Annotated in this window: 19 protein-coding genes and 1 pseudogene; 9 read left to right on the top strand and 11 right to left on the bottom strand. The window is 63.2% G+C overall.

All coding sequences use genetic code 11. The features are described from left to right. Positions 1 to 218 precede the first annotated feature (218 nt). The 3 genes from EAS64_RS07330 to gmd form a co-directional block, all read right to left on the bottom strand. Positions 219 to 1,199 carry a glycosyltransferase family 2 protein gene (locus EAS64_RS07330; protein ID WP_246115553.1) on the bottom strand — a complete coding sequence of 327 codons (981 nt, stop codon included), beginning with the start codon at positions 1,197 to 1,199 and terminating at the stop codon, positions 219 to 221. A gap of 145 nt (positions 1,200 to 1,344) precedes the next feature. Beyond that, on the bottom strand, positions 1,345 to 2,124 hold the full coding sequence (locus EAS64_RS07325; RefSeq protein ID WP_222849060.1) for a polysaccharide deacetylase family protein: 780 nt from the start codon (positions 2,122 to 2,124) through the stop codon (positions 1,345 to 1,347). Between the two features lie 50 nt (positions 2,125 to 2,174). Beyond that, the gene (gene gmd / locus EAS64_RS07320) at positions 2,175 to 3,149 is read right to left on the bottom strand and encodes a GDP-mannose 4,6-dehydratase (RefSeq protein ID WP_145851870.1); all 975 of its coding nucleotides are present in this window, start codon (positions 3,147 to 3,149) and stop codon (positions 2,175 to 2,177) included. Between the two features lie 240 nt (positions 3,150 to 3,389). Between gmd and EAS64_RS07315 the strand changes: the two genes are divergently transcribed. Continuing rightward, a complete protein-coding gene (locus EAS64_RS07315) occupies positions 3,390 to 4,352 on the top strand; it encodes a GDP-L-fucose synthase family protein (RefSeq protein ID WP_145851869.1) in 963 nt (320 codons plus the stop codon). 44 nt (positions 4,353 to 4,396) lie between these two features. On the opposite strand, the gene EAS64_RS07310 is transcribed toward EAS64_RS07315, so the two are convergent. Beyond that, positions 4,397 to 5,221 carry an alpha-1,2-fucosyltransferase gene (locus tag EAS64_RS07310; protein ID WP_187365741.1) on the bottom strand — a complete coding sequence of 275 codons (825 nt, stop codon included), beginning with the start codon at positions 5,219 to 5,221 and terminating at the stop codon, positions 4,397 to 4,399. A gap of 917 nt (positions 5,222 to 6,138) precedes the next feature. On the opposite strand from EAS64_RS07310, the gene EAS64_RS07305 reads away from it, so the two are divergent. From EAS64_RS07305 to EAS64_RS07290, 3 genes are all read left to right on the top strand, one after another. Further along, a complete protein-coding gene (locus EAS64_RS07305; RefSeq protein ID WP_246115575.1) occupies positions 6,139 to 7,347 on the top strand; it encodes an IS701 family transposase in 1,209 nt (402 codons plus the stop codon). A 316-nt stretch (positions 7,348 to 7,663) separates the two neighbouring features. Continuing rightward, positions 7,664 to 8,733, top strand: a protein-coding gene (locus EAS64_RS47935) for an IS630 family transposase (RefSeq protein WP_439333581.1) whose coding sequence is annotated in 2 segments (ribosomal slippage) — positions 7,664 to 8,141 and positions 8,141 to 8,733 — 1,071 coding nt in all. Because the reading frame shifts where the segments join, the coding sequence is not laid out codon by codon here. A gap of 312 nt (positions 8,734 to 9,045) precedes the next feature. Beyond that, entirely contained in the window at positions 9,046 to 10,329 is a 1,284-nt protein-coding gene (locus EAS64_RS07290; RefSeq protein ID WP_145851865.1) for a glycosyltransferase family 2 protein, read from the top strand. Here EAS64_RS07290 and EAS64_RS07285 read toward each other — a convergent pair. From EAS64_RS07285 to EAS64_RS07275, 3 genes are read right to left on the bottom strand one after another with little or no spacing between them, the layout of a single operon-like run. Continuing rightward, complete coding sequence (locus tag EAS64_RS07285) at positions 10,319 to 10,543, bottom strand: hypothetical protein (protein ID WP_145851864.1); 225 nt, start codon at positions 10,541 to 10,543, stop codon at positions 10,319 to 10,321. The genes EAS64_RS07290 and EAS64_RS07285 overlap by 11 nt on opposite strands. Next, positions 10,544 to 10,903: a hypothetical protein gene (locus EAS64_RS07280; protein WP_145851863.1), complete on the bottom strand. Its 360-nt coding sequence runs from the start codon at positions 10,901 to 10,903 to the stop codon at positions 10,544 to 10,546. Positions 10,904 to 10,907: 4 nt separating this feature from the next. Then, positions 10,908 to 12,776 (bottom strand): hypothetical protein, encoded by a 1,869-nt coding sequence (locus tag EAS64_RS07275; RefSeq protein ID WP_145851862.1) that lies wholly within the window; start codon positions 12,774 to 12,776, stop codon positions 10,908 to 10,910. A 705-nt stretch (positions 12,777 to 13,481) separates the two neighbouring features. Here EAS64_RS07275 and EAS64_RS07270 point away from each other — a divergent pair. Both EAS64_RS07270 and EAS64_RS07265 read left to right on the top strand, forming a co-directional pair. Beyond that, positions 13,482 to 15,167 carry a lipopolysaccharide biosynthesis protein gene (locus tag EAS64_RS07270; protein WP_145851861.1) on the top strand — a complete coding sequence of 562 codons (1,686 nt, stop codon included), beginning with the start codon at positions 13,482 to 13,484 and terminating at the stop codon, positions 15,165 to 15,167. Between the two features lie 96 nt (positions 15,168 to 15,263). Continuing rightward, on the top strand, positions 15,264 to 16,700 hold the full coding sequence (locus tag EAS64_RS07265; protein ID WP_187365740.1) for a ricin-type beta-trefoil lectin domain protein: 1,437 nt from the start codon (positions 15,264 to 15,266) through the stop codon (positions 16,698 to 16,700). 100 nt (positions 16,701 to 16,800) lie between these two features. Here EAS64_RS07265 and EAS64_RS07260 read toward each other — a convergent pair whose 3' ends face one another. The 4 genes and pseudogenes from EAS64_RS07260 to EAS64_RS07245 all read right to left on the bottom strand — a co-directional run bounded on the left by EAS64_RS07260 (position 16,801) and on the right by EAS64_RS07245 (position 18,351). Next, a complete protein-coding gene (locus EAS64_RS07260; protein WP_145851859.1) occupies positions 16,801 to 16,995 on the bottom strand; it encodes a hypothetical protein in 195 nt (64 codons plus the stop codon). A 145-nt stretch (positions 16,996 to 17,140) separates the two neighbouring features. Next, positions 17,141 to 17,236: pseudogene (locus tag EAS64_RS47345) on the bottom strand (transposase); the annotation flags it as partial. Continuing rightward, positions 17,233 to 17,583, bottom strand: coding sequence for a hypothetical protein (locus EAS64_RS07250; RefSeq protein WP_145851858.1), 351 nt, complete (start codon positions 17,581 to 17,583; stop codon positions 17,233 to 17,235). The gene EAS64_RS07250 and the pseudogene EAS64_RS47345, both read right to left, overlap by 4 nt. Positions 17,584 to 18,003: 420 nt before the next feature. Beyond that, positions 18,004 to 18,351: a hypothetical protein gene (locus EAS64_RS07245; RefSeq protein WP_145851857.1), complete on the bottom strand. Its 348-nt coding sequence runs from the start codon at positions 18,349 to 18,351 to the stop codon at positions 18,004 to 18,006. Positions 18,352 to 18,621: 270 nt separating this feature from the next. Here EAS64_RS07245 and EAS64_RS47110 point away from each other — a divergent pair, with 270 nt between their 5' ends. From EAS64_RS47110 to EAS64_RS07230, 3 genes are all read left to right on the top strand, one after another. After that, entirely contained in the window at positions 18,622 to 19,509 is an 888-nt protein-coding gene (locus EAS64_RS47110) for a molybdenum cofactor biosynthesis protein MoaE (protein ID WP_187365739.1), read from the top strand. A gap of 56 nt (positions 19,510 to 19,565) precedes the next feature. Beyond that, positions 19,566 to 20,600: a YlbL family protein gene (locus EAS64_RS07235; protein ID WP_145851856.1), complete on the top strand. Its 1,035-nt coding sequence runs from the start codon at positions 19,566 to 19,568 to the stop codon at positions 20,598 to 20,600. A gap of 106 nt (positions 20,601 to 20,706) precedes the next feature. After that, entirely contained in the window at positions 20,707 to 21,855 is a 1,149-nt protein-coding gene (locus EAS64_RS07230; RefSeq protein WP_145851855.1) for a glycosyltransferase family 4 protein, read from the top strand. The last annotated feature ends 57 nt before the right edge of the window (positions 21,856 to 21,912 follow it).

Genomic DNA, 21,912 nt, shown 5'->3' with positions numbered 1-21,912 from the left:
CGGCAAGGCAGGCATCTGGACCATCGGGACGGGGATCGAGGTCACCGTGCTGGAACTCGCTGCGCTGGTAAACAGGCTTACCGGGCGAGACAGTCAGCTGGTATTCAAACCAGCACGCAAGGGCGAATTGTCGCCTAGCGCGCTTGCCTGTAGGCTTGCCGCGCAGGATCTCGGCTGGCAGCGTGCCACATCGCTTTCCGATGGAGTACAGGCGGTGATCAGGTGGTTTGAAACTGGGGCGCCTGATCGGGCTTTGCGGTAGCCGTTTTCATCTTGACGCCCACGTAGCCGGCCGCGGTCATGCCCAGCCCCGCGATGATCGCACCGGCTCGGCCTAGACCTGATGGGTGACCGCGGAACACGTCCGTGACGCCTCTAAGCACACCAAGCGGAAGCGTACGCGTGGCGTACGCGCGTTCGTTGGACAGGCCATCGCCGCTGCCGACACTCGCGGTAACCTGGGACTTAGAGATCCCCTCCGCGTAGCAGCGGGAAAGGAAGTAGGAGAACCGGCAACGCTTGTCGGAGACAAAATGCCTGACCATCGCCCGATGGTCCATCACGAGAACAGTGCCAGGCGAACGCTGTGCGAGCCGAATACAGAAATCGGTTTCCTCGCAGCCGAGGGGTCGCTTGTCCGTAGTGCGCCCGATGCCCGCCTGGAAACCGTCGACGACATCGAACACCTCCCTGCGGAACGACATGTTTCCGCCGAGCAGGTTACGGACCGGGGCGCCTGAGGCCGGCATGCCGAGGTAATTGCAGCCGACGACCCAGTAGAACTCTTCCGGCATCCACCATGGACGCGCGGTCTGCCACTTCGGCAGGGTCAGGCCGCCGACTCCGATGATGGCCGGGTTGGCGAATGAGTCGTCTATGAACTTCAGCCAGTCGGGGTCAGCCGTTGCGTCATCATCGAGGAACACGATGATCTCGCCCCGCGCCAGGGCGGAGCCAGTGTTGCGGGCACCGGACAATCCCTTCGCGTCGGTGTTCTCCACTACCGTCACGTCAGGCATCGCAGCTGTGAGCCGCTCGTAAAGCGCACGGTTGTAATCGACGACCACGATGATTTCCGTACAGGCCAGGCTCTGCTCGCGAACTGATTGGATGGCGGCGCAGATTTGATCCCAACGGTCTTCTGTATAGACACAAATCAATACGGAGTAATCACGGGCAGGCATAACGGCGACCCCCAAGCACAGCCATCCCGATCAGTGCCAGAGGGCACTTCTCGCCGATCGAACGTCAGTTGCCAGGGTAGGCGACCTCTGGCTCATACGTGCGCGTATTTCCAGATTGAACCCAGAAGATCACAAGAAACGCTTGATGATGCTACAGGCACTAAGCGTGATCGCGACCTCTGTTTACGCCGGTCAATGTGGCCTTCGACCGGCGAACTACCGACCAGGCTGCCGTAAGCGCGCGATCACGCACCATGGTCAGGGCGATTTGCCCCTCGACGAGACGCTGGAACTCCGATAGGCCTGTGGAATGGTGAACCGTAAGCCGGGGCAGTCTGAAAAGGTCTGCACCCGGACTTGTCGTCGTATTACGGACAGCATAGCCGTGATCGTAACCGACCGCTCTGGCCATTTCCCTGACCCTTGAATTGGAGTAACCGTACGGGTAAGCGAGGCCAAGGACCGGGATGCCAAGTCTGTCCTCCAGCCTCGCCTTGCTCGTATAAAGCTCCTCACGGAGGAGTGCGGCCGGAATTTGGTCTAGCTGGGGGTGCTGGCAGCTGTGCGCTCCTGCCTCCATGCCGGCAGTCACCACCTCCGCGACCTGGCTCCAGGCGAGCATGCGGCCCGGCCGCTTCGCGGCTGACTCGGAGCCGGCGTCCTGGACCCAGCCTGTAGTGACGAAAACCGTCGCGGTGCAGCCGTGCTCGACAAGGGCAGGAACGGCATGCCTGTGAAAGTCCTCGAAACCGTCGTCAAAGGTAAGGACGACTGTCCGCGGCGGCGCTTGACCGCCCTCAGCAATCAGCGCCGCGAGCGCCCCCGCGGTCATGGTGGTGTAGCCGGCGTCGACGAGGTAGGACAGTTGCTCGCTGAATACGGCGGGAGACACCGCGAGGGAACCCCAAGCTTCCGCTGGCTCGTTGACCTCGTGGTACATGAGGACCGGTACTGACGATACCGAATCTGGGGTCACAGCGAGGTTTCTCCCTAGAGGGCTCTCTGGTCGGCATCCACCATGATGCGCGCCAGCTCCGGTGTGAGCACCTTTGGCCGCCATCCGAGAACCGACGCGGCCTTCGACGCGTCGCCGATGAGCGAATCGACTTCCGACGGGCGCAGGTACCGTTCGTCGAACTTCACGTACTTCTGCCAGTCAAGGCCGACATGCTCGAACGAGAACTGCAGGAAGTCCCTAATGGTATAGGCAGTGCCAGTGGCAAGAACGTAGTCGGCAGGCTCTGAGTGCTGGAGCATCGCCCACATGCCAGCGACATACTCCGGTGCATATCCCCAGTCACGCACGCTATCCAAGTTTCCGAGGAACAACTCTGACCGCTTGCCCGCCGCGATCTCGGCCACAGCCCGCGTGATCTTCCGCGTCACGAAAGTCTCCCCGCGTCTCGGGCTCTCGTGATTGAACAGTATGCCGTTTACCGCGAACATCCCGTATGCCTCGCGATAGTTGCGAGTCATCCAATGAGAGTAGACCTTCGCCACACCATAAGGGCTGCGTGGCCAAAATGGGGTTTGCTCGTTTTGCGGAGGCGGTGTAGCGCCGAACATCTCGGAGCTGCTCGCCTGGTAGAAGCGGCAATCGAGGCCGATCATCCGAATGGCTTCAAGAAGCCGGGTGGAACCTAGGCCTGTGGCCATTCCCGTGTATTCAGGTTCATCAAATGAGACCCGCACGTGACTTTGGGCGGCCAGGTTGTAGACCTCGGCAGGCCGGATGCTCTCCAGCAGAGTGACCAAGCGCGAACCGTCGGTTAGATCGGCGTAGTGCAGGAACAGGCGTCGATCGGGCTCGTGCTGGTCTTGATAGAGATGATCGATCCGGGCAGTATTGAAGCTACTCGTACGGCGCATAAAGCCATGCACCAGGTAGCCCTTCTCCAGGAGCAGCTCAGCAAGATACGAGCCATCTTGACCCGTGATCCCGGTTATGAGAGCAACCTTCGTCATCAGCCGATCATCCCTTCCCGCCCGGCGGGGAACCCCCTCCCCCGCCTCAAAGCGATCATAGCCTAGCTAGCAGCATGTGAAGGATCGTGAGGGCACAACCGCCTAGAAGGCGTCACGTCCACATCAAAAGTGATCATAAGGGCATTGGCCCGCGGCCGCCGTGACGCGGACTGCGACCGGGGCGGTGCAGGCGGCCAGCTACTGTCTGCCGCGTCATCCGCGAGGAGGTAGGATTAACATATGCGTCAGCGCGAAGAGATTCCCCGTGACTCGCTCATCTACGTGGCAGGCCACCAGGGCCTTGTCGGTTCTGCCATATGGCGACGGCTTAGCGATGCGGGTTGCGAACGCCTTGTGGGTTTCAGTTCCAGGGACGTTGACCTGCGCGAGCGTAGCGCGGTGGACCAGCTGTTCAGGGAGATCAAGCCAGACATCGTTATTGATGCCGCGGCGCGTGTCGGCGGAATTCTCGCTAACGCAAGCGAGCCCGCCGACTTTCTTGAAGACAACCTGAGAATTCAGGTTAACGTGCTGAGCGCCGCGCAACGCTTCGGCGTCCAACGACTGCTCTTCCTCGGCTCCAGCTGCATCTACCCGAAGTTCGCCGCGCAGCCGATCCGAGAAGACAGCCTGATGACTGGCGCACTCGAGCCGACCAATGATGCTTATGCCGTTGCAAAAATCGCGGGCATCATGCAAGTTCAGGCACTACGTCGGCAATATGGAGTGCGCTACATTTCCGCGATGCCAACGAACCTATATGGTCCGGGCGATAATTTCAGTCCGACCAAATCGCACGTACTTCCCGCGCTCATCCGGCGCATTCACGAGGCAAAGAACACCAATGCGGAAACAGTTACCATCTGGGGTACGGGAACCCCGCGTCGTGAATTTCTCTTCGTTGACGATCTGGCCGACGCGCTGGTGTTCTTGCTCGAGCACTACGATTCACCTGAGCCCATCAATGTCGGTGTCGGGATCGATGTCACCATCCGGGAGCTTGCGGAAACGATTGCTGACGTAGTGGGTTGGAACGGCAACCTGGTGTTCGACGAGACAAAACCCGATGGTACGCCTCGCAAGCTGCTTGATGTCTCTCGGCTTAATGAATTGGGGTGGCGAGCAAGCACGTCCATCCAGGTCGGCATTAAGCTTACTTACGATTGGTTTCTCTCGAACCAATCGAAAATGCGTGGAAAATGATGCGAATCTGAAGTCCACGCACATGCCGACCAAACGGCATGAACCTATATGTAGCCATCCCGGTCCAACGTGAGCCAGTGTGGCGGCACCAGATCACGGGACTTCATTTCTTCTTCCCTGTTGGAGAACCATGGCCGAGGAGCGATGACCGTGCGCGCTGCCCGCTCGCCAATGTAGCCTGCCCACCAGCTAAACGAACTGTTCGCGGTAACCAGCCCGTCTGCCCGAGAGAGAAGAAGCACTACCTCGAATGGGTTTGTCCCTGGTGGCGGATCGATCCAAAGCAGCTCGCCCATGCCGGCGAACTCTTCGCTCACCATGTCGGGCGAATCGGTCGACACATATGTGGGACCGTGAAAGCCCATCTGCCGCAGGTAGGACAAAGCCCGTTCGTAGTAAGCTCTGGTAGCGAGGCCATGGAAATCGCGTGTCCCGGGCCGCATGTAATCACCGCGGCGAACGTGCATCACGATAGCGCCGGTGCCCGGTTCGATCTTCTCGGACATCTCGCGGTACCAGTCGGAGGGCTTAGTCAATCGACTCATCCGAGCCCTGATCTCGGCTCCGTGATCATCGAAGTAGCGCCATGACTGGAAGTAGCCAATAAGTGTTGTGCCAGGTCCAACGTCGTGCAGCCGCCGATCGTAACCGAATGAATGTTCCATGAAGATTGATTTCCCTCGACCGGGGACAAGGGAAGGTACGTGATTGTGCCACAAGCGCGCCGAACGGGCCGGGTATCCAAGGAAGACTGGCAAATGGTACACATTCTCTGGCGGCGAGATAAGCCCATTGTCAAAAATGTCGAGTTCATACTCGTAATGAAAGCTACGTACCGGGTGCACATAATCGTAGTACGCCTTGTTCACATAGCAGGGCACCGATAGCCGACGAGCCTGTGCGAAGGCCGCGGCGTATGCGAACAACTGGTTACCAAGTCGCTCTACTGGGTAAAGCGTCAACCCGTCGGGCTTAACCTTTCTCCCGCGAGGCACCAACGCCCACATCTTCATTTCTGTCCCCATTCTCATCGTCTAATTTACAAAACACTACATTAAGACGGATCGGTTCGCCCTGCTCGGGGGCCTGCGTGCAGAATTAGGTCGCTCTTCAATGCCCTGCCGCCGACTGTGGAAGTGATTGGGTGTGATGTTAATCATTAATGAGATTCCCCCGCAGATGGGAGTCCGCCAAATGATGGTAGCGGTTCCCTTGCGCGACGCCTTGCTGAAGGGGCAAACTGTTGACCTGAGTTGGCTCAAACTAGTGCGCATCTTGGCTGCCGTGGCGAAGTGCCCGTCGGGCGCGGCGGCCAGGGCCACCGGGCCGCCTTGCTCGGCAATCGGCTGGCCCGGCCGGTTGAGCGAGGTGTCAAACGGGGTGACGCTGTCGGTGTCGCTGTTGGCGACGTACCCGCTCGTGGGTCTGGCCGCGGCGGCGGGTCGGGCCGTCGGGCCGCTGGCACCTGACGCGGCCGTGGCGCCGGTCAGGGCCAGCGCGGCCGCCGCAGCGGCCGGAACCGCCAGCGCACGGACAATACGCAGACGCATCGCGCACCTCCCAGCGCCTGTATTGCGCCAGCATCGCGGTCGCAGGGGAATAGAGGCTTAGTCCACCCAGCCGGGGGACGTCTGGCCCACCCGGAGCAGCCGATCGGCTGAGCCACGTCAGGCCAGGCCACTTTACGAGCCGCGCCTAGTACTACAACAGAGATCTGTGATGTCGTTCGGTGCGGCTGCGTGACTTGAGGCTTTCCGATGGCCAGGATTGCTGCATGCTTGGTGTCATGGAGGGCTCGCGGGCAGGTGCCGCAGATGCGCATGCCGCGTGGTCGGAGTCGTTTAACGAGCTGTTCGCGCAGGTTGCTGGTGTTTTCTCGAATGCGCATGTGCGCAGGCGCGGGCGGGCGTACGTGCTGGGCCTGCTGTCGCAGACGGAGCGGAAGAACTCCTGGCAGCTGGCGGAGTTCGCCGGGGAGCCGTCGCCGGACGGGCTGCAGCGGCTGCTGAACTTCTCGCCGTGGGACGAGGACGCCTGCCGGGACGCCATCGCGCGCTACGTGATGAGGGCTGTCGGGGATCCGGGCGCGGTCCTGGCGGTCGACGAGACGGGATTCCTTAAGAAAGGCCGGATGTCCGCCGGCGTGGCCAGGCAATATACCGGGACGGCGGGCCGGGTGGAGAACTGCCAGGTCGGCGTGTTCCTCGCGTACTGCGCGCCGGACGGGGCGCGGGCGCTGATCGACCGCGAGCTGTACATCCCGAGGAAATGGGCAGAGGACCGGGAGCGGTGCGCGGCGGCCGGGATCGGCGGCGACGTCACCTTCGCGACGAAGCCGAAGCTGGCGGAGGCCATGATCGGGCGCGCGGTGCAGGCGGGCGTCCCGTTTAAGTGGGTGGCGGGTGACGAGGCATACGGCGGCAACCCGGGCCTGCGGGAATGGCTGGAGGCAGAGAAGATCCCGTACGTGCTCGCGGTTGCGTGCAACGCCATGATCGAGACGAAGGCGGGCGCGAAGCGCGCCGATGAGCTGGCGGGGCTGGTCCCGGCGGGCGCATGGCAGCGGCTGAGCTGCGCCGACGGGTCCAAGGGGCCGCGGCTTTACGACTGGGCGCTGGTCGCGGCCGGCAGTGACGATCACTGGCTGCTGGCCCGCCGGTCCCTGCAACCCGGCGAGAAAGGCAACCTTGAGCTGGCCTTCTACCGCTGCTACTCGCCGCGGCCGGTCACGCTCGCCGAGCTCGCCGCGGTAGCGGGCGCGCGGTGGGGAGTGGAGGACTGCTTCGCCGAAGCCAAGGGGGAGGCCGGCCTGGACCACTACCAGGTCCGCCGCTACCGCGCCTGGTACCGGCACATCACCCTGTCCATGCTCGCGCACGCGTTCCTCGCCGTCGCCGCGCACGGCGCCCGCCCCGCCCCAGCACTCCCGCAGCCGCAGGAACCCGTCCCTGCCAGCGGAAACACTGACGGCGAGGGTACTGAAAAGGGGACCTGACCGCTGTGGACAACTTTTCGCCCCGCCAAGGACATACAGCCCGCCAGCCTTCATAACAGACGAAACCGGGCGTGACCTGATCCCGCTCACCGCCGCCGAGGCCCGCCGCCTGTTCAACCTCCAAACCCGCGTCGCCCGCCCTGCGGCATTCCACGAGCACTGGTCAGACTGGAGACGCCGCCGTCAGGCCGCCGCCCGCAAATCGCATTACGCCCGCCGAATCAGAGATCACGAGGCGCTGTTGTAGTACTAACGATCTTCAATTGCCTGGGTTACGGGTCTGGCGTGTGTCGCGGTGGTGGGTTATGCCGGTGTCATGAGGTATCCCGATGGCGGCGGGCTGACTGCTGCGGATCGTGCCCGCCGGGAGCAGGTGCGGCTGGCGGCGGCGGAGATGATCGAGGCCGGGGCGAGCGATGGTGAGGTCGCGCGGCGGTTGCGGGTGAGCCGGATGTCGGCGAACCGGTGGCGGCGGGCGCTGGCGGCCGGCGGCCGGGAGGCGCTGGCCTCCAAGGGGGCCGGCGGGGCGAAGTGCAAGCTGACGGAGGCCCAGGTCGCCGAGCTGGAAGCGGTGCTGGACGCGGGGCCCGCGGCGTGCGGTTATGAGGATCAGTGCTGGACCCTGGCCCGGATCGCCGATCAGGTGTGGCGGCGGTTCAGGGTGGAGTACACGCTGGGCGGGGTGCATGTGCTGCTGCACCGGATGGGGTGGAGCGTGCAGGTCCCGGCGCGGCGGGCGGCCGAGCGGGATGAGGCCGCGGTCGCCGCGTGGAAGCAGGAGACGTGGCCGGTCATAAAAGGGCGGCTGAGCAGCAGGGCGCCTGGCTGGTCTTCGAGGACGAGTCCGGGCAGGGTTTAAGGCCGCCGAAGGGCCGCACCTGGGGGCGGCGCGGCGCGACCCCGGTCGTCAAGGTGACCGGCGGCAGCAACAAGCGGGTGTCGCTGGCCGCGGTGATCGCCGTCAAGGCCGGGCAGCGGCCGCGGCTGATCTACCGCGTCCATTCCGGCCCCCGGCGCGGTGACAAGCGCAAGGGGTTCACCGAGACGGACTACGCCCGGCTGCTGGACGCCGCCCACCAGCAGCTCGGCGGGCCGCTCGTCCTGATCTGGGACAATCTCAATACGCACGTCAGCCGGGCGATGCGCGAGCTGATCGCGGCCCGGGACTGGCTCACCGTCTACCAGCTGCCGGCCTATGCCTCCGAGCTCAACCCGGTCGAGTCGGTGTGGTCGCACCTGAAAAGATCCCTGGCCAACCTGGTCAAGCATGACCTCGCCCAGCTCACCGCCCTGGCCAAGTCCCGGCTCCGCCGCATGCAGTACCAGCCCGGCCTGATCAACGGGTTCCTCACCGGAACCAGGCTTGATCTCACGTCCCTTGCGTAACCTCCGCAATTGAAGATCGTTAGTGCGCAAGGTCAGCTCTCACCAACTGCAAACCCAAAGGTCAGCGCAACCGGCTCCTACGAACCCGCGATCGTGAGCCCTCCTCAATGCGCTGCCGCCGGCTGTGGAAGTGAATGGTGTGATGTTCATCATTCATGAGATTCCCCCGCAGAGAGGAATCCGCCAGATGATAATAGCGGTTCTCTTGCGCGACGCCTTGCTGAAGGGGCAAACTAGTGAGACTGCAAGGAGGGTGGGTAAACGCCGTGGTCACCTTTGGCCCGACGTAACCCTTGGGGGGGGACGCGAAGCGTGGAAGCGCCGATTCTTATCGGTCAACTTGAGTTGACCGCGCCGATAACCGACATCCAATTGCCGCCCCGTGAGGATGGCCAAGTTTATACCGCTGTTCAACTGCTTGTCAGGATGGAGCACATACCTGTAGGTCACGTGCTTCTAACGATTCATGATCTTCGTGCTTCGGCTGTCTCGCATCAGATTTGGCAAACGCTTGGAAGTGTTATCAACGAAAGGCGGGGGCGTGTTGGACTGCCAGCCCTCCTTGAGATACCCCGCGACGGCATACCCGTAGAAAAACAACTTGGCGGCGAAGTGGTGAGCCGCCCCTTGGTCTCTGTCGTGGTTTGCACACGAGACAGACCGGGGAGCCTGATGAAGACGCTCAAGGATCTCGCTTCCCTCAACTACAGCTCGTTCGAGGTTGTTGTCGTCGACAATGCGCCTAGCTCTGACGCTACCCAGAATGCGGTACTTGATCGCTTCGGCGCTGACTCGCGGTTCCGGTATGTGTGCGAGCCGCGGCCCGGTCTTTCCCGGGCGCGCAACCGCGGCATCCTAGAGGCTGCTGGTGATTACGTTGCCTTTACTGACGACGATGTACGGGTCGACCAGTGGTGGCTCGATGGAATCATGAGAGGATTCCAAACGTCAGCTAACGTGGAGTGCGTAACGGGCATGATAGCGACCGCGGAGATCAACAACATGGTCCAGCTGTATTTCCACATCCGCGCAGGCTGGGGGACGAACTGCGAGCGGCGCCTGTTTGACCTATTCGAGCATTCTGATGCCTCACCGCTTTATCCGTACACGGTTGGCAGGTTCGGTGCAGGCGCCAATTTCGCGGTCACGCGTGCCGTGGTGAAGGAAATCGGCGGCTTCGACGAGGCACTCGGCGCGGGAGCACCCTCTGGGGGCGGCGAGGATCTCAACATGTTCATGCGGGTTATCCTGGGCGGCTACTGCCTGGTATATGAGCCATCGGCCGTCGTGTGGCACGAACACCGGGCCGACCTCCCCGCTTTGTCTAAGCAGATGCGAGCCTATGGGACAGGCCTCACTGCCGCGCTGACCGCCATCATGATCCAGAGCGCCAGGGCGCGGCGCGAACTTCCGACAAGAGTGCTGAAGGGCGTCGCCCACATGGCCAAGCTTCAGGGCGGGGTCCGGACGAATCAGAATTTGCCCCCAGGGCTGGTCGGACGAGAGATCATCGGCTATCTCATGGGTCCCTTGTTGTACATGAAAGGCTGGGGGAACCTAAGAAGGCTGAGGAAGTCACTTACCGTTATTGATTGAAACTAGAGGCCACTGAGACGAAGCGGGCTCCCATAAAAATGATGGATATTACCGTCAGCGTGATAGCGATACGCCGCGTCGTCAGTACATAGGCAATAAATCGACCGCTTCGGTCCATGCGGCTATAGTCCCAAGTCAGCCAGGCAATGCCTGCCAATATGGTAATCAAGCCGCCAAAGAGGGTGTGGCCGCCCAAGAGATTCACGATACTCATTTATTCGCCTCTCTGATGGTCGTCTTGCGTGCGACGGCGGGTAAGCAGTATCGCGAGCAGGCATGTGGCCGCCGGGATGATCAGCTCAATCATGGGATGCCAGAAATGAAGGACGACCGCCGTTAGCGCCAGCAACATCAGAGTGGAGAAGTTAAGAGCAACACCAACCATCAGGCACTCGCTCCACTTGGAGCCGGTCGCAAGGCGGTAGGCCAGGCTTCCCGGGCCAAGGAGTATCCCTCCGAGTGTCGCTACGAACTGAATGGGCTGGCCGATGCCGATGATCGGTGCCGCAATGGCAAGCACGGCCACTACCGTCGAGGCAGTGACGATCGTTACGCCGGTACGATCATTGGTCATCGCTTTACCTTGGCCTTTGAAGTCTTCGTGCTGACGACTTCTTAACCGTCGGATGCCGAATATACTGGAAAATTTCGGCATCACGGTTCTGGTACACGAGTTTGTAGTTCGATGAACGCGTGAGCATGTTATCCACCGTCCTGCCCCAGTTGGTGGGCAGTCCGCTAACCAACGAACCGAATGCTTGCTGGCCCGTCGTCATGATGACGTACCCGCCTTTCGGGTTGCCGGCGATAGCGGCGGTTATCTGGGTCAATGTTTGTGGTCCGATCGTGTCGACTCCCAAAGTATTGTAACTAAAAGTAGTTAGATCGACGTACTCCCATTCAATACCCCAGGTGAGGCTGACGAAATTGCTTCCCGGAGTTGCTATTCGGTAGAGCTCGTTGGTCGCGGTCAGTTCGTCGGGCCGCACCATCTCATAGAGCTCGTTCCCCCAGCGCGCGAAGAAGAACAACGGGGTCAATAGCAGCCCAAAGCAGGCGAGCGCCACTTGGCCGTGCCAGAACCGGGGAAGCTTGGAAATGAGAGCCGCTATCAGACAGATAGCTCCCGGCAGGCTGAAGAAGTAAACACGCAGGACTCCCTCGCCGCCGTAGTTCCCTCCGACGATTGTGGTGAAAGCGCCGAGGAACAAGAGTACGACGACTGCCCAGTCCCGGTCCCTGCTCCGCAGTCGCCAGACAAGCGCGCCGAGAGCGGCAAGTCCCCACACAGCCGCGGTCGTCAATAGCCGAATGTCGAGGATGAATCCGTGGGCCGCACTCCCAGTAACGCGCTGTGCTACCCCAGCGTTTACATTGCCACCCACGTTGCCCACGCCGCCGACAATCATGCTGATGTGCCCGGACCAGAAGGGCTCGGCGCCATAGCAGACCCAGCCAACGGCGATCAGCACCCCTACCATGACCATACCGCGGACTTGAGTCCGGCCAGCGATAACGAGGATTACGGAGGTGATGATGGCCATAATGGGCGTGAGCTGATGACCTGTGGCCATGGCAGCCATGAGGAGAACCAGCGCTCCCAGGTAGAAGCCACCGGCGGCTCGGCGTCTTCCCGGCTCGGGCCGAGGTGGTCTGCCCGACTGGGTTTGCCGATTAGGTCCGAAATCCTTGTTGGTTCGGCGCAGGAGTCGCCGCCAGGCCGGGCGGTCGTGCGCACGGAATGGCACGACGAGGATGAAGACGAAGGTTAGGTACAGGAGGTAGGTCAGTGCCTGGGGCGAGAAGTAGTCCTGGCCCACCCAGTTGGTCAGCGGGAACAGCCCTGCAGCGAGCCAGGCCTTCGGCGTCGACCGGAGCAACTCTTTAGCGATGCCGTAGATGGGCGGAAGGTAGAGCAAGTTGATGGCTACAGGCCACCACCGAATGAACGCCTCGGCCGAATTTACCCCGGCCACCTTGTCCAGCATTGCCACGCCTGCGAAAAATGATGGCCAGCTGAACCGAGCGTCGTAAGACTGCAACAGAGTACCAGTGTTGGCAATGTAGTTTGAGAATGCCGTGTGCAGATACGCTGACTGAAACCGTCCGTCTCCTTCAATTATTGAAGGGGCACCATTAACTAGGAATACCAGGATGGTCAAGTGAGTGCCGAGCAGAAGGGAACGGTACCGTTCCGCTCGCAAATTCCAAGCGAAGCTTATAATGAGCAAAGCGATAGCAAGCCAGTACAGCGGTGACAGAGCCTCAATGAGTCCATATGAGCCTATATCCACGACATTGCTGATTTTCAGCCCGGAAATCCCAACAGCTAGGGCGACAAAGCATACTGCGAAGCCGAGTAGCGTGCCGGTCTGCTTGGCTGGGCGATCTTCATTCCCTTGCAATGCGGACGGACGCGGCGGTGGCTTCCGCGTCGTGCTGGCCAATAGCTCAGGCCGGGTCAACGATGAACGTGGGTCCCAAGGAGGATTGGGCGAATTAGGGCGCATCGGATGTTGTGGGCGATTCGGCCTTTCGGGGGCGAAGGGCTCTGGCGAGCTATTTCCTCGCTCCTCGTATCGCATACAGATCCTTCGTTTCGCTTGGGCTCGACTTCTCGTCAGGCATTTCGTAGTGGGGGGCGCCGAAGCTGCGCGTGACGAACCGGGCACGTTGCGCGAAGGGCGCGGCCTTGACAAACGCACGACAGTCTACCGAGGTGCGCGTTGGGTAAGTCCAGCATAAGAACTATGTCTCACTCTACCCGCTTGCGATGCGATGATGGCGGGTTTGCGATTGCCATGATCTGATGATGGCTCCTGACGGGGCAAGCCGGGGCGGGGTCGACGCTCGGTCGCGCCGCGGGTTGATTGGAGATGCCGCCGTCCGAAGGATTGTGAAGCTTCATGTGCGGACGATAGAACCCCCGGCTCGGTATGCCCCGCGATCCCGCCGCGACGAGGACACCACCTGCACCGCCGTCGCACCCGACCCGGTTCCCACCCTGGTCCGCGCGTACGGAGGCATCAGGCCGCTCTACGGCCCAACTTACCGGAATTACGACTTCTCACGCGCCACCCCCGTTTGCATGATATAGTTTTTCTAATGATATGTAGATAAATGCGCGTATTGAAATGCTAAAGGATCGCAGATTGGTCGATATGCAGCAATCGCGACTGATGGCGATTCGTGGAATATTGCAGCAGAACCAAGATTTGCTGCGTAATGCGGGTAGTCTCGCAGCCACCACCGGCCTCACCTCTGTCTTCGGTTTCGCCTACTGGATTTACGCTGCGCATGTATTCCCACAGCAGGCGGTCGGTTACGGGTCCGCCGCGATATCTACGATGACTTTGCTAGGTACGATCGGCATGTTCGGCATCGGCACAATGCTCATTGGCGAGCTGCCGCGACGGGAGTCGCGGGGCGGACTCATTATGGCCGGGCTTGTCGTCTCTTTCGCTGGATCGCTCATACTTGGGGTCGGTTTCGCCATCGTTTCGCTGGCATTCGGCAACCGTTTCGCAGAGATTGGTGGAACGTTCGGCCGGATGGCGATTTTCTGCTTTGGAGTGGCCATAACCGGTGCCACTGTTGTCTTCGACGAAGCCACCATCGGGCTAATGCGGGGCGGCATCCAGTTGACCAGGAACGTGGTGGTCTCGATCGCAAAGATGGCGGCCCTGCCCTGCTGCGCGCTGATCCTGCACGACCTGTTCGGCGTCGGAATCGAGCTGTCCTGGGTACTGGGCACGCTGGTCTCAATAGTTCCTATCATCATCATAATCAGGCGTGATGGTACATCGATCCTTTACCGGCCAGACTGGGGGTCGTTCAGGCGACTCGGCAAGGTAACCCTGGCCCATAATTGGCTGAATCTCGCCATCAACATCCCGCCCAAGCTCATTCCTGTGCTTGTGGTCATCGTCGTTTCACCCTCATCCAACGCGGTCTACTACGTCGCCGCGATGTTGGTGGGCTTTCTCGGCATGGTGCCGACCCACCTATCGACAGTGCTCTTCGCCATCGCGTCCGCCGCACCAGAGAGGATCTCGGAGAAGCTTCGCTTCGTACTCCGCGCGTCGTTGATGATAGGGGTTCCCGGCGGATTGATTCTGGGGCTCAGCGGCCACTTCGTGCTGTCCATCTTCGGTTCCAGCTATGCGCGCCTGGGCACAGGGCCGTTGTGGCTGCTCATTGTCTGTCTCATTCCCGGGATACCCAACATCGTGTACATCGCGGTCTGCCGCGCTACCGGGCGGGTCAGCCAGGCGGCAGTCTTCCTCAGCATCGCCTCGGCCATACAGATGTCGGCCGTCGTGGTGGGCGGTCGGCTCGATGGTCTGTACGGGTTGTGCTACGGGATGCTGGCGGTCGCGACCCTGCAAGCGCTAGTGACGACCCCTGCTGTTCTCAGGGCCGCCTATGGCAGCGGCGCGTGGGTCCACTCCGCAAGTGTCTCGGCGACCGAGGGCGATCGGCTGTCGCATATCCGGGCCCTGGACGACGGACGGCGGCTCAGGCAGGAGGCCGGAATTGCCGCGCTCCTCGCACTCGCGACGACCGTGACACCCGACCAGCGCCGCCCTCATGGAGCGGTCGATGTCCGTAGCGCAACCGTCGCCCGCATGACACCAACCACACGAACTACACGTCAGGCATCGACCGATCACAACCGCGGTCGCCATCGGCATTCTGTCGTCCCCGTCACGGCGGCTAACCCTGCACCTACGGATACATCGTGGTCGCCAGGGGATGATGAGGCAGCCTTCCGCGCCCGGCAGCGGGCCGGCATGGCGGCACTCCTCGCGATCGCAACTCACGCTGCGCGGGTCTGAGCCAGCCCGACTTCGGACTTTTGTCAATGCCAACTCACTGTTATGACATTATTTATGGCTAACGTGTGAGTCGGACTCTGTCCAATGAGGTGCCCAGTGTCAGACGAGGATCCATGGGAGACGAGGCCGGAGGAGAATGATCCGACCGATGAGCGGGATGTGTGGCTGCCGCCGAGCCGTCCTGCCAGCCGCAGCACGAGGGCCACATCTTCTCGGTCGAACTTGCCGTTCCGGAGGAGACGAGGGTTCTGGTTCGGCATCGTCTGCTTGGTGGCTGCACTAGTCTTCGCCCCCGAAGCATGGCTGGCAGGGGGGTCTAAGCCCGCGAGTGCTACTTTGCAGCCCGTTCCCGCCGAGGCGCTCCAGGGCATCGAAGGCCAGGTGATTGCCGCTCAGTCGAGCCAAGGGGTCACTGGTCAGGTAGTTGGGATCGCAGGGCTGTGCCTTGCCGGCAGCAAGGGAGGGGGCCTCAACGGGACTCCTGCCATCCTCTCTACCTGCACTGGAACGGAGGATCAGCAACAGTGGACGCTTCTCGCGAACAAGGAAGTCGTGCTAGACGGCCGCTGCCTTGGGGTCAACCCCAAAAGCTCGAGGGCCGTGAGTCTGGTCGGGTTGTATACCTGCGGTAAGACCGCGTCAGAAATGTGGAAGGTGCAGGACAAGCACACGATCCGGAGCGTGAGTTCGGGCCTCTGCCTCGGCAGCTGGAAGAACAAGGACACCAACGGCAGTCTAGTCGGGGTTACTGAATGCCAGCCATCCGCGAAAGCCCAGATCTGGACTGTGCCTAGCTACGCTGCCGACCCATCCGGGTTGGCGATGCCCTTGGGTAATATCCCCGGCTGGCGGCAGGTCTTCATGGACAATTTCAATGAGAATGTGCCTCTCGGTAAGTTCCCGGCAGCGGTATCTAGCAAATGGGGCGACTACCTAGACGGCTGGCCAGATACAACCCACCATGGGACCTACGAGCCGACGCGGGTCGTAAGCATCCACAATGGCAGGATGAACCTGTTCCTGCATACGGTGGACGGGATCCATATGGTGGCTGCACCGTATCCGAGAATCCCCGGAGCGCCCGGCGCAGACGGAGGCCTGCTCTACGGGATGTACGAGGTCCGGTTCACGGCACAGCAGGTGAAAGGGTATAAGACCGCCTGGTTGCTGTGGCCGGATAGCGAAAACCAGCGGGATGGCGAGATTGACTTTCCGGAAGGAGACCTGCAGAAGAACATTCTCGCGTTCCTCCACCACGGGAACTCTGACCCGAAGTTGCAAGACAGTTTCGCGACTCCTTACACGTACGCTAATTGGCACACCGCGACCACCATATGGACCGCTGACGCGGTGATTTTTATGCTGGACGGGAAAGTCATCGGCGAGTCGACGGACAAGGCAATCATTCCACATAAGCCGATGCACTGGGTGCTGCAAACCGAGACGCGCACAGGTGGCGGCCCTCCGAGTGATACCGCGACTGCAAATGTCAAGATCGACTGGGTATCGGTCTGGCTCCCGCACAAGAATTGAGTTGCGCTAACCTCGATCTGACCCGAAAAATGGAGAGTTAGCGGGCGTGCGGCAGCAGCCGGCGGCGGTTCGTGCCGTCGGCTTCGAGGGGTGCTGGTGGCTAGGCGGGCTGGCTGGGGCCGGTCTGGTCTGGTTCGGGGCGTTTGCAGAGGGTGACCTCGTAGCCGAGGCTGGCGAGCTTGCCGACGTGGTGGCTGACCTGGCGGGCGGTGTCGCGCTGGCGTTCGTAGTAGTCCGGGCCGAGGTCCTGGTAGCGGCTGCCGGGCCTGGACAGCAGGGCGTGGTAGACGCGCATCTGGGTGTTGCCGGTGGCGACGCAGGCCTCGGCCTTGCCTCGCTTGGGAGAGTCGCCGGTGGCGGGCGCCCTCGCGGGTCTGGGTCTTGTCGGCGGCGACTGCGGTCTCGCCGGTGACGGCGCCGAGGTAGCGGTTGCCGTGCTTGTGCCGGGCGGGCGCGGCGCGCTTGCCGGACTGCTTGTCCAGCGGGGTGCGGCCGGCCCAGGAGGCCAGGTGGCCGGGGGTGGGGAACCTGCTCATGTCGGTGCCGGTCTCCGCGATGGCGTCCTAGGCGGCGCGCCTGCCCCAGCCGGGCATCGACTCCACTTGCTGGAGCTGAACTCATGCGGGGCCAGCAGCCGCTCGATGACCAGGGACAGCTTGCCGATCTCGGCGTTGATCGAGTCGATGCGCTCCAGCATGGCCTGCAGCAGCGCGGCGAGCTCGGGGGTGAAGAACTCCGCGCCCTCCAGGGCCTGCTCCAGCTGGGGGATCTTGCGGCGGGCGCGGGCCCGGGCCAGCTGGGCCAGCGCCCTCGGGCTGCGCTCGCTGGCGATGAGGTGGTCCATGATGTCCCGGCCGGTGACCCCGTGCAGGTCGCTGATCACCGACGACAGCTTCAGGTGGGCGTCTTCCAGCAGCTTCTCGCAGCGTTCCTTCTCCGCGGCGCGGGCCTGGACCAGCCGCCGCCGGTGTTGCTGTGTTGCGCATGAGCAAGACGCGGCCGGGCAGGGTGCCTCCTTAATCCCGGGGGCGGTGGTGCGCTCCCGGGCGGCGACTACCCTCCGCCCGGCACCCGCCGCTCTTCCGCGCCAGCCCCTTCGGCCCCGCTGGAACGTCCCACCTGCGGGGGTCACCTTCACGAGACGTCATCAGAGGTTCACTTGCGTTCACCCATCACCCGCGCGACGACCGGGTGCCACCGCCGGGCCGGGAAGCAGCAGCTTCCCGCCGGTCTTCTCCTCGCCCGCGCCCCCGGGTGGAACGGGCAGCGCTTCGGCTTTTACCCTGGGCTCCGCACCCCGCGGTTACCCGCAGCGCACGCCAGGGCGGAGACGGGCCAGCGCGCACTGACCCGGGTACTGCGCCTGAGGCCTAAACCGACCTCCAGCAGCGCCTCCCACTTGAACCCATGCACCATCACATCGCACGTAATCCGACGTCGACTCCATCCCGGCCCGCTCCACGCCCCAGACCCGCAGCCAGTCCGCCAGCTCCAGCAGCTGACGGCGAGTGGTGCCGAACCCCCGGGTCTCCTGCGCCCGGCCGCCCCGGCGGATGTCGCTGGGCCGGATCGTGACCATGACCAGTTGCTTGCCGATATCGATCCCCGCGGCCCGCTCACAGAACAGCGGCTCTTCCCCTGCCTCTTCCATCACCTTCTCCTAACATGGGGATGCGGAAAGGTGACGGCCGCCCGCGGGAGCGAAGGGCACGCGGAAATCTGGTGATCAGCCCCGTCATGTGCAATGTCTACCTGCACCGGCTGGAGCCTGAATGGGATGAGCGCGACGGGTTCTGTGCCCCTATGCCGATGACCTGGGTCGTGATGTGCTGGTCCGCAGCCGGGCTGAGGCCGCCCTGGAGCGGCTGACGGTCCTGCTGGCTGGCCTGGGCCAGGAGCCCAAGGCGGCCAAGACCACATCGTGCACCTGGAGGAAGAAGGCGAGGGCTTTAACTTCCTGGGCTTGTGCCACTGGCTGGTGCGCTCGCGGGGGCTGAACGGGAAGGAACCGGTGACGCTCCTTGCCCGCTGGCCCGCGGACAAGGCCATGCAGCATGCCCGCGACCGGATCAGGGAACTGACCGGCCGGTCCCGGCTGCTGCTGGACCCGAAGCAGATCGTGGAGGACCTGAGCCGGTTCCTGGGCGGCTGGGCCGCCTACTTCCGGTTCAGCAACTCCGCCGCCCGCTTCGAGAAGATCAGGAGCTATTCGCGGATGCGCATGGCGCTGTTCACCAGCAAGCGCAAACGCCGGTCATGGGAGTTCGGCTGGTCAGTTGTTGCCTACCAGTGCCCTGACCAACTCCGGGCCTTGCTACCCCAGCAGGCGGCCATCGCGAACAGGTTGACTGGTCCGGGAGGGGACACGCGGTATCTTTGTCGAGTGAGCCAGATCAGGCTGATCGCCATCAGGGATACCCCGCTGTCGGTGGACGAGGTGCGTAACGCGATCGCCGACCCCGCTGCCGGCGGAGAGGTGCTGTTCGTCGGCACCGTGCGGGACAAGGACGCGGACAAAGGCGTGACCGCACTCGCTTACTCTGCTCACCCCTCCGCCGAGGCGGAACTGCGCAAGGTCGCCGAGTCGATCGCGGCCAAGTACCCGGAAGCGATCGCGGTCGCAGCAGTGCACCGCATCGGTGAGCTTGCCATTGGCGACCTCGCGGTCGTCGTAGGCGTCTCCTGCGCGCACCGGGCGGAGGCCTTTCACGCCTGTCACGCTCTGATCGACGAGCTCAAGGTCACGGTTCCGGTCTGGAAGCACCAGCGGTTCACCGACGGCACCGATGAATGGGTTGGCAGCGCGTAATACCTTTCTCTCCGGCTGGTCATGAACTCTCTGCTATAGCGCGTAGTCTTCCGAGCATGTCCCGACGATCCCTGACGCTGGCCATCGCTGGCCTGGCCACCGTGATCGGCATCGTGATCACGGTGCTTGTCCCCGTTCCCTACGTGATCCTGGGTGCGGGGCCGACGCTCAACACGCTCGGCAAGGACTCCAAGGGTGCACCGCTCATCACAATCTCGGGACACCAGACGTATCCGGCCGCTGGGCACCTTAACATGGTGACGGTCAGCTATGAGGGCGGACCCGGCTCGAACCTCAACATCTTCCAGGCGCTGCGTTCCTGGCTCGACCCGTCGCAGGCCGTGGTCCCGGAGAGCGAGCTGTTCCCGCCCGGGCAGACCGCGCAGCAGACGCAGGCGCAGGACACCGCGCAGATGGCCTCGTCGCAGCAGCTGGCCACCGCCGCCGCGTTCACCCAGCTGCATATCAAGTACGAGACGCAGGTCGTGGTGCTGTCGACCGTCGCGGGATACCCGGCGAGCAAGGCGCTGAAGCCGGGCGACGTCATCCAGGAGGTCGATGGCAAGCCGGTGACCGGCCAGACCTCGCTGAGCTCGCTGATCACGTCGCGCCCGGCCGGCTCCACCCTGCAGCTCACGGTGCTGCGCGGCGGCAAGACGCTGACCGTTCCCGTGCAGAGCAAGTCCTCCGGGGGCACCCCGGTGATCGGCGTGCAGGTGCAGGAGCACTACAAGTTCCCCTTCACAGTGCAGATCAGCGTGGGTGACATCGGCGGGCCGAGCGCCGGGATGATGTTCGCGCTCGGCATTATCGACAAGCTCACCCCGGACAACCTGACAGGCGGCAAGTTCATCGCGGGCACCGGCGAGATCACCGCGGCGGGGCAGGTGCAGCCGATCGGCGGCATCCAGCAGAAGATGGTGGGGGCCAGGGACGCCGGCGCGACCGTCTTCCTCGCGCCGGCGGCCAACTGCGCCGACACCAAGGGCGCGGTGCCCGCCGGGCTGCGCGTCGTGAAGGTGGCGACGCTGTCGCAGGCCGTTTCCGACTTGGAGGCGATCAAGGCCGGCAAGTCCGTGCCGTCCTGCTGACCCGGCGGTGACGTTGCGCGGTTCCGTCGCACCGGGCCGCATTCATTTGCTTCACCAGCACAGGCGTAGGCTTCCGCTAACGGAGGCGAAGGGAGCACGTGGGGCTGTGGCACTGCGGGTACTCGTCGACGCGACCGACGTTCCCACCGACAGGGGCGCGCTCGGGCGCTACGTCGACGGGCTGATGGGCGCCTTGGCCTCGACCGGGGTGGATCTCGCCGTCGCCTGTCAGCGCTCCGACGAGGAGCGGTACGGACGGCTAGCGCCGGGCGCCACGATCGTGGCGGGGCCGGTGGCGCTCGGGCACCGCACGGAGCGGCTCGCCTGGGAGCAGAGCGGTCTGCCGGTGGTGGCCGAGCTGGTCGGTGCCGACGTCATCCATATGCCGAACTACACGATGCCGCTGCGTCCCGGGCTGCCGACCGTCGTGACCATTCATGACCTCGCGTTCTTCACTGACCCCGAGCGGTACACGCCGATCAGCGGCATGTCGCTGAAGTCCGCGACCAAGACGGCGGCCGTGCAGGCGACGCGGCTGATCGTGCCGTCCAACGCGACAAGGGACGAACTGGTCCGGGTGCTCGGCATCGATCCGGCCAAGATCGATGTCGCCTACCACGGAGTGGATCACCGGCTGTTCCACCGGCCGGACGAGATCCAGGTCAGCCGGGTCACCGCGCGGCTCGGGCTGCACGGCAAGCCCTACGTGGCATTCCTCGGCTCGCTGACGCCGCGCAAGAATGCCCTGGCGCTCGTCAGCGGCTGGGCGGCGGCGGTGGCCGATCTGCCCGCACCGCCGGCGCTCGTGCTCGGCGGCGGTGGCGGCTGGAGCCCGGAGCTTGACGAGGCCGTCGCGCAGGTGCCGCCGCACCTGCGGCTGATCCGTCCCGGCTACCTGCCCTTTGCCGACCTGCCCGGCTTCCTCGGCGGCGCGCTCGTGGTGGCTGCGCCGTCGCGCGGCGAGGGGTTCGGCCTGCAGGTGCTTGAGGCGATGGCCTGCGGTGCTCCGGTGCTGACGACCTACCGCACCGCGCTGCCTGAGGTCGGCGGGAACGCCGTGGCTTACACCGAGCCCGATGCTGACTCCATCGCCGTCGCGCTGCGCGCCCTGCTTGACGACCCGGAACGGCTAATGAGCCTCGGCGAGGCCGGCTATGCCAGGGCGCAGGAGTTCAGCTGGGAGGCATCGGCGGCTGCCCACGTGGCGTGCTACAAGAAAGCCGCGGACCAGCGGGTCCCGCGGCCCGCCTCCTGATCACGAAAACCGCCGCGCTTGGGTAACACGATTGCGAACTCGCGCATGTCGCGGAGC

The organism is Trebonia kvetii, from assembly GCF_007827045.1.
GTDB lineage: Bacteria > Actinomycetota > Actinomycetes > Streptosporangiales > Streptosporangiaceae > Trebonia > Trebonia kvetii.
Note: the sequence above shows the minus strand (reverse complement) of the source record. Positions and strands in the feature narration are given on the sequence as shown.